Origin of the sequence: Bartonella sp. JB63, assembly GCF_002022665.1 — a bacterium.
GTDB lineage: Bacteria > Pseudomonadota > Alphaproteobacteria > Rhizobiales > Rhizobiaceae > Bartonella.
Genome location: NZ_CP019788.1, coordinates 1,457,896 through 1,473,000, shown reverse-complemented (window position 1 = coordinate 1,473,000; position 15,105 = coordinate 1,457,896). Strand labels below are relative to the sequence as shown.

Below are 15,105 nucleotides of genomic sequence, written 5' to 3'. Positions count from 1 at the left end.
ACCTAACAGGATATTATAATTGTAAACATATAGTTTATGAAGGAGCTTTTAGTTTTTTATTATTACATCTGCTTATAAATGACAACAAAACTTAATGATATTTTTATAAAGCTTTTTGAATATCAAATAATAATGAAATGATTTTTATAGATAAAACAAAGGAGATGTGATCACATCACCATATCTTATCTCTAGATGAATACACAAACTTTATTTTCAAATGTTCTCATTTTATTTAAGAAAAATATTTGATTTTTTTGGTGGAGCTAAGCGGGATCGAACCGCTGACCTCTTGCATGCCATGCAAGCGCTCTCCCAGCTGAGCTATAGCCCCACACAGGAAAACAAATAACCTATAAGAGTTCTTAGAACGAGACAAACTGAAGATCAAGAAAAATTTATATTCAATAAATAGTACATAATATCTTCTTGTTTTTCTTAAACATCATCATCGTTAGAAACCCCGTTGCCAAGAATATCAGCTACATCATCATCTTCATCGCTTTCGTCATGAGACAAAAATGTATCATCATCGCCAAGATCTACATCGCCATCATCTAAATCAGGGAGCTCATCATCTTTAGATACATCGACATCTTCTTCAAGTAACATAAAGGCAGACTTCTCAAGTGCTGTATCAAGCTCTTCAGTATCCACCTCTTCTTCATTACTTGCTTCAGCCGCTGCAACCTCAAAATAAGAGCGTGGATAAGAAAGTCCTGTGTAAGGTGACACAATAGGGTCACGATTAAGATCATAAAATTTCTTTCCCGTTTCCGGGTCAACACGTTTGGTTCCAAGTTCTGGTTTTGCCATAGACCGTGCCTCTTTGTTTAGTTAAATTGAATTAAAACCGATTTCATGGTGCTTAAGCGAAAAACTATGCACTTGTCAAAGATAAAACATAATTCCACACGAATTTTCTCATGACGCCTATTAAAACATATGATAAAGGACACTTAATTTTTTAAAATTCATTTTTATTAAATAAAGATTCGATGCATAAAGCAATACCAGTAACTGCTAAAAAATCAACCAATCTTTCTGGCACAATTAAAATACCAGGAGACAAATTAATCTCCCACCGAGCACTTATATTAGGAGGACTGGCACATGGAGAATCACATATTCATGGACTTCTTGAAAGTGATGACGTTCTACGTACAGCCGCTATTATGCAAGCTATGGGAGCACAATGTTACAAGAAAAAAATTTTTGGGTTATTCGTGGAACCGGTAATGGTTGTTTACTGCAAGCACAAACACCTTTAAATTTTGCCAATTCTGGAACAAGTGTTCACCTGATTATGGGACTAGTTGGTTCTTATCATATGAAAACAACTTTTCTCGGCGATGTCTCACTGCCTAGACGTCCAATGGAACATATCCTCAATCCATTGCGTTTAATGGGAGTTGAAATTGAACAAAATCTTGGGAATCAATTATCTTTAACGCTTCACGGTCCTAAAATGGCTAACCCGATTCGGTACCGTGTACCTATGGCTTCTGCTCAAGTGAAATCAGCAGTCCTTCTTGCCAGTCTCAATATTGCTGGTACTACAACTGTTATTGAGCCAATCCTCACACAAGATCATACAGAAAGAATGCTTAAAGCATTTGGCGCTGAACTTGATATAGAAACAGATAAAGAAGGCACACGTTTCATCTCTCTAAAAGGCCAGCCACATCTTACTGGACAAATCATTAATGTTCCAGGAGACCCATCCTCAGCTGCTTTTCCAATTATCGCAGCTCTTCTTGTAGAAAATTCTAATATCACACTTGAGAATGTTCTCATAAACAAATCTAGAATGGGATTCATCCAAACATTGTGGGAAATGGGTGCCGAAATTGAACTTTTGAACCAACGCAAAATAGGCATAGAAAATGTTGCCGACATACGGGTTAGATCATCAGAATTAAAAGGTGTGACTGTACCAAGAGAACGAGCACCATCAATGATTGATGAATATCCTGCTTTAGCAATAACAGCAGCCTTTGCGAAGGGTACAACGATTATGTCAGGAATTGAAAAATTGCGTGTTAAGGAATCAGACTGGCTTTCCGCACTTGCTGAAGGATTCAAAATTAATCATGTTCATTGTGAGAAAGGAAACGATTTTCTTATTATTCATGGAAAAAACTCTATCAAAGGTCTAGGAGGTGGACGCGTTACCACATACCTTGATCATCGAATTGCAATGTGTTTTCTCATTTTTGGACTAGTTTCAGAAAAACCTGTTATTATTGATGATAAACGAATAATTGCTACCAGTTTTCCAGAATTTATTCCCTTAATGCGTCAACTTGGAGGTCAAATCTATTGAAACCTTTTATTATTGCAATTGATGGCCCAGCAGCTTCTGGAAAAGGGACTTTGGCAAATCAAATCGCTACCCATTACCATCTTCATCATTTAGATACTGGTCTAATTTATCGTAGTATTGGTTATTTTCTCTTAAAACAAAATTTGGCCTTAGATGATGAAATAAACGCTGTTGCATATGCTAAAAAACTTGATCTTAATGCTCTAAATTCAGATCTTCTTACTTCTCCTGATATCAGTGAAGCCGCATCAAAAATAGCGACTATACCAGCTATCCGTAAAATTCTTGTTAGCAAACAACGTGACTTTTCTCAAAAATTACCAGGAAGCGTGCTCGATGGCCGTGATATTGGTACTGTTGTCTGTCCTCATGCAGATATAAAATTTTATGTCTTAGCGAATGCTCAAACACGTGCAAAACGCCGCTACCAAGAAATTTTAAAAAAAGGAGGACGAGCAGATTATCGTGAAATTCTGATCAATCTTGAACAACGTGACAAACGTGATATGACTCGAAAACATAGTCCTTTAAAACCAGCTAAAAACGCCCACTTGCTTGACACATCAGAATTGAGTATAAAAGAAGTATTGGAAACTGCGTGCACCTTTATTGATCCTCTTATAAAAAACCATGCAGTTAAATAAAATCATCAAGGTGATTTCAAGCCTAGCGCTTATCTTTCTTTTTATCAAAAGAAAGAGGGTATGGAGTTACCTCATATCAACACTAACCTAGCGCTTATACCTTTGGTAATATAAGGTATGTATCAGGAGTTATTATGTCACAATACAATCCCACTACAGCAGATTTTGAAACCCTTTTAATGGAATCATTTCAAACTAATGACCTTAATGAAGGGTCTGTTGTTAAAGGCCGCATCATTGCAATCGAAAAAGATATGGCAATTATTGACGCTGGTCTTAAAGTAGAAGGACGTATTCCACTTAAGGAATTTGGTAGCAAAGGTAAAGACGGTTCCTTGCAAATCGGTGATGAAGTTGAAGTTTACATTGAACGTATTGAAAATGCGCTAGGTGAAGTTGTGCTATCACGTGAAAAAGCACGTCGTGAAGAAAGCTGGACTCGTCTTGAAGAAAAATTTAATGCTGGCACACGAGTAGAAGGTGTTATCTTTAACCAAGTGAAAGGTGGTTTTACAGTTGATCTCGATGGCGCTGTTGCTTTCTTGCCACGTAGTCAAGTTGATATTCGGCCTATTCGCGATGCCGCGCCTTTAATGCATAATTCACAACTCTTTGAGATTTTAAAAATGGATCGTCGTCGCGGCAATATTGTTGTTTCACGCCGTACTGTATTAGAAGAGAGTCGTGCTGAACAGCGTTCAGAAATTGTTCAAAATCTTGAAGAAAATCAAATTGTTGAAGGTATTGTCAAAAACATAACAGATTATGGAGCCTTTGTTGATCTTGGTGGCATTGATGGTCTTTTGCATGTTACTGATATGGCGTGGCGGCGTATTAACCATCCATCTGAAATTTTAACAATTGGCCAAAATATTAAAGTTCAGATTATTCGCATTAATCAAGAAACACATCGTATTTCGCTTGGAATAAAGCAACTTGAAAATGATCCATGGGATAGTATTAACACCAAATATCCAGTCGGTAAAAAAATTACTGGTTCTGTTACAAATATTACTGATTACGGTGGTTTTGTTGAAATCGAACCAGGAATCGAAGGACTCATTCATGTTTCTGAAATGAGTTGGACTAAGAAGAATGTGCATCCTGGAAAACTGCTTTCCACATCACAAGAAGTAGAAGTTGTTGTCCTTGAAATTGATTCTTCTAAACGCCGTATTTCTCTCGGTTTAAAGCAAACATCTGAAAATCCGTGGATAGCTTTTGCAAATAAATTTCCTGTAAATTCAAAAATTACAGGAGAAGTAAAAAACAAAACAGAATTCGGTCTTTTCGTAGGTCTTGAAGGTGACGTGGATGGTATGGTCCATCTTTCTGATCTTGATTGGAATCGTCCCGGTGAACAAGTTATCGACACCTATAACAAAGGTGACACCGTTCAAGCCATTGTTCTTGATATTGATGTTGAAAAAGAACGTATTTCTTTAGGAATTAAACAGCTTTCCAGTGACAAAGTGAAAGAAGCAGCAGCGTCTGGTGAATTACGTAAAGGTACTATTGTTACATGTGAAGTCATAGGAATTAATGAAAATGGCATTGATGTAAAACTTATTGAACACGATCTTGAAGTAACAATCCGCCGCACTGATTTGACACGTGATCGTGATGAACAACGTCCTGAGCGTTTTGCTATTGGACAAAGAGTTGATGCTCAAGTCACTGCATTTGATAAAAAAACCCGTAAGCTTTCAGTATCGATCAAAGCCTTAGAAATCGCAGAAGAAAAGGAAGCTGTTGCTCAATATGGCTCTACAGATTCAGGAGCTTCTCTTGGTGATATTCTTGGCGCAGCTTTAAAAAAGCAAGAACAAGATTAATAATTAAACAAAAAGCCACTAATTTTATAGTGGCTTTTTATTCTTCATTGGAAATTCTATTTTAGCTCTTTATTTTTTTTATGAAGTGTTCACTTATTGAGATAAAATACCAACAGTCTATTGAGTAATAACACATCATCGAATGGCAATAGAATTATGGTACCCATACTAAATCGTATAAAGTGTTTTTTTTCTCAAAAAACAAAAATTCACTATCTCAATGAAACTAATTTCCCTATCCGTTCAACCAGTAAATCACAAGAAGAGCTTTATAAGTTAGGCTATAACATAGCGTCTGGCCAGAAAATCTTTCTTCCTGAATATAAAGAAAAAGAAAATGATTTTCGTAAACGATTGATTGAAAATGCTAAACTTATTCTCCATGTCTTTCGCATCAACGATGTTGCCGCACGTAATAATGAAACAATTGCACCGTCCGCCCAGTGGCTTATTGATAATCATTATACCATTGACAAAACTATACAACAGCTACGCTGCAATTTTTCCAAGTCTTTTATCAAGCAACTACCCCCTTATGAACAAAATAAAGAAATTCCACGCATTTTCGCTTTAGCCTGGCTTTATGTCGCCCATACAGATAGCAGTTTTTCACAAGAAACACTTACAGCAATGGTTAATGGTTTTCAAAAAGTTTGTAATCTAAAAATTAGTGAATTGTGGGCGCTTCCTTTTGTTGTTCGTATGATCTTAATTGAAAATATCCGCCGTCTTTCATTACGTATTGAGCAAGCACGGTATATGCAATCTCTCGCTAATCAAGTAGCCGATAAAATTACCATTGCAAAAAATGAAACTCAATTAAATATTCTTACTCTTTATGAAAAACTAACCTCTCTTTCAACTTTTTCAGCTCATTTATTTTACCGTCTACGAGGTTCATCTGTTGATTCAACAATAGCATTAACCTGGCTTAAAGAACAGCTGTACCTTCATGGTAGTAACCCAGAAATGATAACAGCTGATGAACATACGCGTCTAACAACAGATGGTATAACCATGGGCAATATTATTCGTGCTCTCAAAACTATTGATGATGTTGATTGGACGGCATGGTTTGAAACAGTAAGTTGTGTAGACTTTATCCTGCGTGAAAATAGTGATTTTTCTGAAATTGACTCTCATTCACGCAATGTTTATCGACAAGTCATCGAAAAAATTGCACATCGTTCATCTCTTAGTGAATTAGAAATTGCACGTAAAGCTATAGAGATGACACAAACTTGCTCTCAAGATGTCACTTATAAAAATAATCTTTCTATTGGATGGTACTTTGTTGATGACGGACGTTCTATTTTTGAAGAAGCATGCGGATACAATCCATCACTTCTGACAAAATGGATACAAACCTATTATCGTTTAAAAATAGGAGCCATTGCAATTCCTGTCTTTTTTTTAATGCTTGTTATTTTGTTTGCGATCTATATTTCGTTACAAATATCTGGTCTGACACCATTAATGATACTCCTCTTCACCGCACTGGCGCTTTTTCCTACTATGGATGCTGCTTTTGCTTTTTTTAACACTGTTGTATCATGGTTTGTCCCACCAAATCAGCTCATTGGTTATGAATATAAAGAGGGTATTCCCGAAGATGCACGTACAATAGTTGTTATCCCCACTTTGATCACATCACGTAATGATATCGATGAACAAGTACGTAATCTTGAAGTGCACTATCTTTCTAACCCTCAAGGAGCCATTCATTTTGCTCTTATCACCGACTGGGCAGATGCTCCATTTGCAGAAACACAAAACGACCTTGATTTGTTGCACTATGCACAAAAAGGTATTGCTCAACTTAACCATCGTTATCATCGTGATAACATTCCCCTATTTTTTCTTCTTCACCGTAGACGCCTTTATAATGCTCATGAAAAATGCTGGATGGGATGGGAACGCAAACGTGGAAAACTTCATGAGCTTAATCTCTTACTCCGAGGAAATCAAAATACTAGTTTTTACACTCCAGATCCAAATCTTCCTATGGATTGTCGTTTTGTTATGACTTTGGACTCAGATACACGTCTAACTCCTGAAAGTGTTACTAAACTAGTTGGTAAGCTCAACCATCCACTTAATCGCCCTGTTTTTTCTAAAAAAAATGGAGCGGTTGTAAAAGGCTACAGCATTTTACAACCCCGTATCACACCTTCTCTCACAGCAGAAGAAGAAACATCAATTCTACAAAGAGTTTTCTCTACCAATCGTGGAATTGATCCTTATGTCTTTGCCGTATCTGATACCTATCAAGATCTCTTGGGAGAAGGAACTTTCACCGGAAAAGGTCTTTATAATATCGATGCCTTTGAACAAGCACTGAATAATAAAATCAAAGAGAATACTGTCCTCAGTCATGATCTTTTAGAAGGAAGTTATGCACGTGCCGCGCTCGTAAGCGACGTAGAAGTCATCGAAGATTATCCAACAGCTTATAACGTTGATATTGCTCGTCATCACCGTTGGATCCGTGGTGACTGGCAGTTATTGCCTTATCTTTTAAACCACCATAATGTGAGTCTCACAACGCGCTGGAAAATGCAAGACAATTTGCGCCGTTCTCTCACACCACTGATGTGGCTTATTGCAGCAATAGCAGGATGGTCTCTTTTACCGTTTAAAATAGCAATTTTTTGGCAAATATTTCTGCTTCTTAGTCCCTTTATTGCACCAATTTTAGGTGTCCTTCGCACATTTATTCCTTCCAGTAGCGATTATTCTTTACGCGGACAGTTACAATTAATTTCAAGTAGCATTTCCTCCACAATATTAGAAATACTTCTTAAAATCACATTTATAGCTCACTCAGCTTATTTTATGACTGATGCAATCATCCGTGCACTCTATCGCATGATGATCTCAAAACAGTATCTTCTTGAATGGAAAACTTCAGCCGCAACGAAATCAATTCCCAATAGTTTAAGCTTCTATATCATCACTATGTGGCCAGCAGTGTTTATTGGTATTATTGCTATAGGATTACCCCTATCCTTTAATAATTCAACAATCTTGATTGCTTTACCTTTTGTAGTTCTGTGGTTTTTCTCACCAATGATTGCATGGTTTGTCAGCAAACCAACAGCATTTCAAGATGTTCTTGATATATCTTCCGAAGATAAAAAAATACTGCGGTGCATTGCACGACGGACATGGCTTTATTATGCAACTTTTGTCAATAAACAAAGTAATTATTTGCCACCTGATAATTTTCAAGAAGAGCCTGAACCCCTTATTGCGCAGCGCACATCACCTACCAATATTGGAGTTTACCTACTTTCTATTATTGCTGCACGCGATTTTGGTTGGATTAGCTTTGAAGATGCCATTACGCGAATTAAGTGCACATTAAATACTATTGAAAAAATGGAAAAGTTTCGTGGTCATCTTTATAACTGGTATGAAACAGATACACTTAAACCTCTTCTGCCAACTTATATTTCAACAGTTGATTCAGGTAATCTTGCCGGCCATTTGATAACACTGGCTTCGGCTTTAAGCGAATGGGCTGAAACACCTAATACCTTTTTACAAAGCGATCTGGACAGTTTATTCGATGTCAACAATATTCTTGAAGAGATCTTACAGGAAACCCCTGACAATACCAATACTCTTCATCCATTATACCAACAGATCAAAGAGCATATTGCTAATTTTCATCACTCTGTTAGCGTACTTAAAACAAAATCAGAAACCGTTATGAATATTACTCGTCTTTCGATTGCTGCCCATAATATTGTACATTTGATCAACGAACTCAATAAAACAATCCAAACAAAAGAATCTGCTCACATGTTATCTTGGGCCAAATGTCTAGTAGAAACGTGTGAAGCTCATAACCACGATATTATGAGTAACTACGACACTAAAGAACTATGCAAAAAATTAAATACTTTATCGGAAAAAGCGCGACAAATAGCTTTCGATATGAAATTTGACTTTTTAGAACAGACTGAACGACAACTTTTATCTATTGGCTATCGTGTACAGGAAAATAAACTCGACGAAAGCTGCTATGATCTTCTAGCTTCAGAAGCACGTCTCGCAAGTTTATTTGCTATTGCTAAAGGTGATATTAAATTCAAACATTGGTTTCATCTTGGCCGATTACTTATCCCAATTGGTTGGAAAGGTGCTCTATTATCATGGTCAGGATCTATGTTTGAATATCTCATGCCTTCTCTTGTTATGCGTGAGCCCTTAGGATCCATACTTGATCAAACAAATCGGCTCATTATTCGTCATCAAATAAAATATGCACGTGGACGACGACTACCATGGGGTATTTCAGAAGCGGCATTTAATGCCCGTGATCATTTAATGAATTACCAATATTCTAGTTTTGGTGTTCCAAGCCTCGGACTTCAGCGTGGCTTATCACGCAATGCCGTTATTGCTCCTTATGCCAGTCTTTTAGCTGCACAATATATGCCAGCTCAAGCCATCTCTAATCTAAATCACCTGCGTAGTCTTGGTGCTTTAGGAACATATGGTTATTATGATTCTATTGATTTTACACCCTCACGTGTGCAAAAAGGAGAAAAATATGCCATCGTACGTAATTATTATGCGCATCATCATGGTATGTCGATTCTTGCTATCAATAACGTCATTTTCGAAGGACGGATGCGTAATCGCTTTCATCGTGATCCAGTTATAAAAGCTGCACAATTATTATTACAGGAAAGAGCTCCACGACAAATTCCTGTCATTCATACTAAAACTAACAACCCTATGCGCAATAACTCTAGAGGTTTTGATGATACCCCTGTGCGCATTATTACGAATCCTCTTTTTAAACCTCGAGAAACTTTACTTCTATCAAATGGCTGTTATTCTATAATGATGACAGCAAATGGTTCTGGTTATAGCCGTTGGCATAATTATGCTATAACACGTTTTATTCCTGATGCTTCAGAAGATCAACAAGGGACTTTGTTCTTCATCAAAGATACAGAAAGTAAACACTGGTGGTCTATCACAAATGAACCAACACGCGTGGCCGAAGAAGAAGTAGTCAGTATTTTTACAGATGAAAAAGCTGAATATACAAAAACAGTTGATGGTCTGAAATCAACACTCGAATGTCTTGTTGCTTCTAAAGGTGATGGTGAAGGTCGACGTATACAGTTAATCAACATAACGAACAAAGATCGAATAATTGAAATAATTTCTTATGGTGAATTAGCGCTTGCAACAATTGATAATGATTATGCTCATCCTGTCTTTTCACGAATGTTTATAGAAACAGAAATTCTTGATTCAGGTGGGACAATTTTAGCTAAAAGGCGCAAGCGTTCTCCTCATGATCCCAATATCCATATTGCCCATTTTGTTACTGATTCATCAGGAATTATTCCAGAAGCAGAAGCGGAAACTGATCGTCGCCTTTTTATTAGCCGTGGTCGCTCTATTTATCATCCAATTGCCTTTGATCAAAATAATTACAAAGGTAATCAAGGATGTGTCCTTGATCCAATTATTTCAATCCGCAGTCGTGTAAAAGTTCCGGCTCATGAAAAAACAGAACTTATTTTTTGGACTTTTGCAGCCGATTCAAAAGAAACATTACAAAACTACATTAAATATTATCGACAACCTCATATGTTCCAGAAAGAATTATCAAAAGCATGGACACATTCACAAATTTCACTGTATCAAAACAATATCAGTCCTAGAGAGGCTATTACTTATCAAAAATACATAACACCACTTATCTATCCTGATCGAAAATGGCGTCTTCCTCCCGAAACATTAGCAAAAACTATTGGAAAACAATCTGATTTATGGCCAATGTCCATTTCAGGAGATTATCCTATTTGCCTACTCAGACTAGATAATGAAACGGATATCACTGTACTGCGTGAGCTGCTTAAAGCATATGAGTATTGGCGTACGCGGGGTCTCATCGTTGATATAGTTATTTTAAATGAACAGACATTTTCCTATTTACAAGATACACAACGCGCCATTGAGTGGGCATGTGAATCTTATTGTCACCGTACAAAAGAAATGAATGGAAAAAATCATATTTTCACCCTCCAACGCGATCAAATAAGTGAACGAAGTTTCAAAACACTTCTCGCATCAGCCCGCATTATTCTTCATGCTCAAAATGGATCTTTATCTGAACAATTGAAACGTATAGAAAATATTGATTTCGATTTAGTTATTCACAATCATAGGCAAGAATCTAATAATAAATTAAACTACAAAAAATACAATAAAAAAACACAAAAAACAAAACAAAAAGCTTCTTATTTCCCTATACAGAGCGAAGATCTGCAATATTGGAATGGTTATGGTGGTTTTAATGAGCATAACCATTATGTGGTGCGTCTGAATGGATGCCAAACAACACCACATCCATGGATTAACATAATTGCAAACCATAGCTTTGGTTTTCACGTATCCGCTGAAGGAACAATCTTCACCTGGGCTAATAATAGCCGTAATTACCAATTAACTCCTTGGAGCAATGATCCTGTTACCAATCGTCCAGGGGAAGCGCTATATCTTGTTGACCGACTGACTTTAAAATGTTTTTCTCCAGTTTCTGCTGTTGAATGTGATAATAGCGTCATCTATGAGGCTTGCCATGGTTTTGGATTTTCAACTTTTAAATCTACACATTCAGATATTGCATTAGAACTTACCCACACACTTAATCGAGAAAAGCCAATTCGTTTTTCTCGCCTCATCATTAAAAATGAAGGAGAAAAACCACATAGCTTACGCCTTTATAATTATGTTGAATGGGTTTTAGGAAACATCCGCACAAAATACGCACCCTTTATTATTACCCATTACGATCCCAAACGTGGTGCACATTTTATCCAGAATCCCTATCACATCGAAAAATCTCAACAGGTTACTTTCTTATCAGCATCCGAAATGCCAACCAGTTTTACTACTGATCGCACTGAATTTATCGGCATAACAGGAACAGTTCAACATCCACAAGCTATTCGTGAAGCTGAAGCACTTTCAAATACAGTAGAATCAGGTCGTGATCCTTGTTCAGCATTTGCCTATGATATCGATTTGCAACCAGGGCAAACAAAAGAAATCACCTTTTATCTTGGTAGCGCTGAAAATATGCAAAAAGCTGAAAATCTGCTAGACCAAGTGCGTAAAGATGATTTTAAAGTTCTTCTTGTCCAACAAAAACAACAATGGAATGATTTTGTTTCTCCACTACAAGTAAAAACCCCTGATCTCTCTTTTGATATTATGGTCAATCATTGGCTACCTTATCAAATTTATGCGTGCCGCTTGATGGCACTCTCAGCTTTTTACCAAGCCAGTGGAGCATTCGGTTTCCGTGACCAATTGCAAGACAGTTTATCCTTATTATTGCTTGAACCACAATTAGCACGTGAGCACCTGTTAAATGCAGCAGCACACCAATTTCCCGAAGGAGATGTACAGCATTGGTGGCTTCCTGATACAAATGCTGGTGTCCGAACACTTATTTCTGATGATGTCGTTTGGCTTGCTTATGGAACAGCCCTATATGTTAATACCACTGGCGAAGAGACATTTCTTGATACTCAAGTCCCTTTCATTGAAGGTCCCCTCTTAGCTGCAGGGCAAAATGATTCTTATTTCCAGCCTACACAATCATCCAACATTACAACACTTTATGAACATTGTGCTTTAGCTTTAGATCTAGCCATCAAACGTTGTGGACCACATAATCTACCTCTTATTCTAGGTGGTGACTGGAACGATGGTATGAACTTAGTGGGTATTGAAGGAAAAGGTGAAAGTATTTGGTTGGGATGGTTTCTTGGTACCACTTTACAAGCGTTTATTCCTCTCGCTAAAAATCGTGGTGATCATAGCCGTGTTAAAGCCTGGAGTACATATTTGAAACGTCTAACTAAAGCTCTAGAACAAAATGGTTGGGATGGTGCTTGGTATCGACGTGGTTATTTTGACGATACAACTCCTCTTGGATCTAAAATAAATGCTGAATGTCAAATTGATTCTATTGCCCAATCTTGGGCTGTAATTTCCAAAATGGCACCTTATAACCATCAAAAACAAGCAATGGCATCACTGCTTGATCACCTTTATGATGAAAAAACTGGTCTCATACATCTTTTCTGGCCACCTTTCAACGAAAGTGCCCTTGAACCAGGTTATATTAAAGGTTATCCTCCAGGAATTCGAGAAAATGGTGGACAATATACTCACGGTGCTATTTGGAGCATTTTAGCACTTGCTGAAATAGGAGAAGAAGACAAAGCTTACACGCTGTTTTCGAGGATAAATCCTATTAATCATGGTAAAAACCCAGAAATTTATCGCGTTGAACCTTATGTTATGGCAGCAGATATTTACACCGTTGAGCCATATCGTGGACAAGGTGGCTGGACATGGTATACAGGTTCAGCAGGATGGTTTTATCGTGCAGCAACACAAACTATTCTTGGGCTTCATCTTAAAGGCGGAAAGTTATTTTTACGCCCACATTTACCTTCCTCCTGGCCTGAATATGAAGCAAAAATGAAATTCCATAATGCTGTTTATAAAATTAAAGTGAGACGAACAAATAAAAACACGCTCAGTATTGATGGAAAGGAGTATATTAAAATTGATAGAGGTATAAAATTAAAAAAAACAGGCAACCATGAAATTCTATATACTCTAGAATCATAAAAAATGAAAAGCTTTTTTATATTGCTCAAAACTACAAAATTGTTATAGTTTGTGCACCTATTGTAATGACCATATTTTGGGATACGTGGCAGTTTTAGATTTTACTCAACGAAAAGAAAAAATGTAATGAATTGTACAGATATTGCTGGGCGTGTTTATAACCATAAGTGGAAACTTGATCCAATCATTCGTTCCCTTCTTGATACAGATTTTTACAAGCTTCTTATGGTGCAGATGATCTGGGGACTATATCCAGATGTTAATGTCACTTTCTCTCTCATAAACCGTACAAAAACAATTTACCTTGCCAATGATATTGACGAAGGTGAATTGCGCGCTCAACTTGATCATGCCCTTAGCTTGCGCTTTACTAAAAAAGAAATGATCTGGCTTGCTGGCAATACATTTTATGGACGTAAACAGATTTTTGAACCAGATTTTCTACAGTGGCTTGAAAAGTTTCAGCTTCCAGAATATGAACTAACTTGTAAAGATGGTCAATATATCCTCCGTTTTGATGGACCATGGGCTTATAGCTCTATGTGGGAAATTCCTGCTCTTGCTATTATTAGTGAATTACGCTCACGTGCTGCTATGAAAAATTTTGGTCGTTTTGCACTTGATATGCTTTATGCCCGTGCCAAAACAAAAATGTGGAGTAAAATTGAACGACTTAAAAAACTACCTGATATTAAAATATCTGACTTTGGTACTAGACGTCGACACTCCTTTTTATGGCAACGCTGGTGTGTAGAGGCATTAAAAGAAGGAATTGGTAATTCTTTTACAGGCACCTCTAATGTCCTCTTAGCTATGGACACAGATTTAGAAGCTCTTGGCACAAATGCACATGAATTACCCATGGTAATCGCTGCTCTTGCAAATAATGACAGTGAGCTGTGTAAAGCACCTTATCAAGTTTTACAAGATTGGAATCGTTATTATGGTGGTAATCTTTTGATTGTTTTGCCTGATGCCTTTGGTACAGAAGCATTTTTACGCAACGCTCCAGAATGGGTAGCAGATTGGAAAGGTTTTAGACCGGACAGTGCTCCACCTATTGAAGGGGGCGAACGCATTATCAAGTGGTGGCAAGAAAAAGGAAAAAAACCACATGAGAAATTATTAATTTTTTCTGATGCCTTAGATATAGACACAATTGAAGAAACTTATCACTACTTTCACGGCAGAGTCCACATGAGTTTTGGGTGGGGAACTAATCTCACTAATGATTTTGAAAACTGTGCACCTCAAGATATTGCAAACCTTGAAGCTATCTCCCTTGTTTGTAAAGTTACTCATGCTAACGGCCGACCGGCTGTAAAACTTTCAGACAATCCTGAAAAAGCCATTGGCGATCCACAAGAAATACAACGTTATTTAAATTTTTTTGGAAATGAACAACGCATTACTAAACCTGTAAAAATTTAATCATTAATCAATTTGTATAAAAATAAACTTTTGAACAGTAAATTTACCCAACAAAATCTTTCTCTTAAAATATAAATAATACCCTAATCCGAATAATTCACCCTCGCCCGTCACAAATAATATTTGCTGGCATAGTATAGTAATCATCTTTAATGAACGCAGTATAATATTCTGAAAAATCTTATAA

Annotated in this window: 5 protein-coding genes, 1 tRNA gene and 1 pseudogene; 5 read left to right on the top strand and 2 right to left on the bottom strand. The window is 37.0% G+C overall.

All coding sequences use genetic code 11. The features are described from left to right. Positions 1 to 258: 258 nt before the first annotated feature. Positions 259 to 334 (bottom strand) — tRNA-Ala (locus BJB63x_RS06390). Positions 335 to 438: 104 nt separating this feature from the next. Beyond that, on the bottom strand, positions 439 to 816 hold the full coding sequence (locus BJB63x_RS06385; RefSeq protein WP_078719470.1) for a TIGR02300 family protein: 378 nt from the start codon (positions 814 to 816) through the stop codon (positions 439 to 441). 236 nt (positions 817 to 1,052) lie between these two features. Between BJB63x_RS06385 and aroA the strand changes: the two are divergent. From aroA to pncB, 5 genes and pseudogenes are all read left to right on the top strand, one after another. Next, positions 1,053 to 2,326, top strand: a pseudogene (gene aroA / locus BJB63x_RS06380) (3-phosphoshikimate 1-carboxyvinyltransferase). Beyond that, complete coding sequence (gene cmk, locus BJB63x_RS06375) at positions 2,323 to 2,970, top strand: (d)CMP kinase (RefSeq protein ID WP_078719468.1); 648 nt, start codon at positions 2,323 to 2,325, stop codon at positions 2,968 to 2,970. The pseudogene aroA and the gene cmk overlap by 4 nt, the downstream one beginning before the upstream one ends. Positions 2,971 to 3,104: 134 nt before the next feature. After that, entirely contained in the window at positions 3,105 to 4,805 is a 1,701-nt protein-coding gene (gene rpsA, locus BJB63x_RS06370) for a 30S ribosomal protein S1 (protein ID WP_078719467.1), read from the top strand. Positions 4,806 to 4,961: 156 nt separating this feature from the next. Next, complete coding sequence (locus BJB63x_RS06365) at positions 4,962 to 13,487, top strand: GH36-type glycosyl hydrolase domain-containing protein (RefSeq protein WP_078719466.1); 8,526 nt, start codon at positions 4,962 to 4,964, stop codon at positions 13,485 to 13,487. A 126-nt stretch (positions 13,488 to 13,613) separates the two neighbouring features. Beyond that, the gene (pncB, locus tag BJB63x_RS06360; protein ID WP_078719465.1) at positions 13,614 to 14,918 is read left to right on the top strand and encodes a nicotinate phosphoribosyltransferase; all 1,305 of its coding nucleotides are present in this window, start codon (positions 13,614 to 13,616) and stop codon (positions 14,916 to 14,918) included. Positions 14,919 to 15,105 lie beyond the last annotated feature (187 nt).

What these genes read in the sequence shown, in the direction of transcription:
- BJB63x_RS06385 (WP_078719470.1), bottom strand. Translation starts at nt 816, where the DNA reads ATGGCAAAACCAGAACTTGGAACCAAACGTGTTGACCCGGAAACGGGA.
- rpsA (WP_078719467.1), top strand. Translation starts at nt 3,105, where the DNA reads ATGTCACAATACAATCCCACTACAGCAGATTTTGAAACCCTTTTAATG.
- BJB63x_RS06365 (WP_078719466.1), top strand. Translation starts at nt 4,962, where the DNA reads ATGGTACCCATACTAAATCGTATAAAGTGTTTTTTTTCTCAAAAAACA.
- pncB (WP_078719465.1), top strand. Translation starts at nt 13,614, where the DNA reads ATGAATTGTACAGATATTGCTGGGCGTGTTTATAACCATAAGTGGAAA.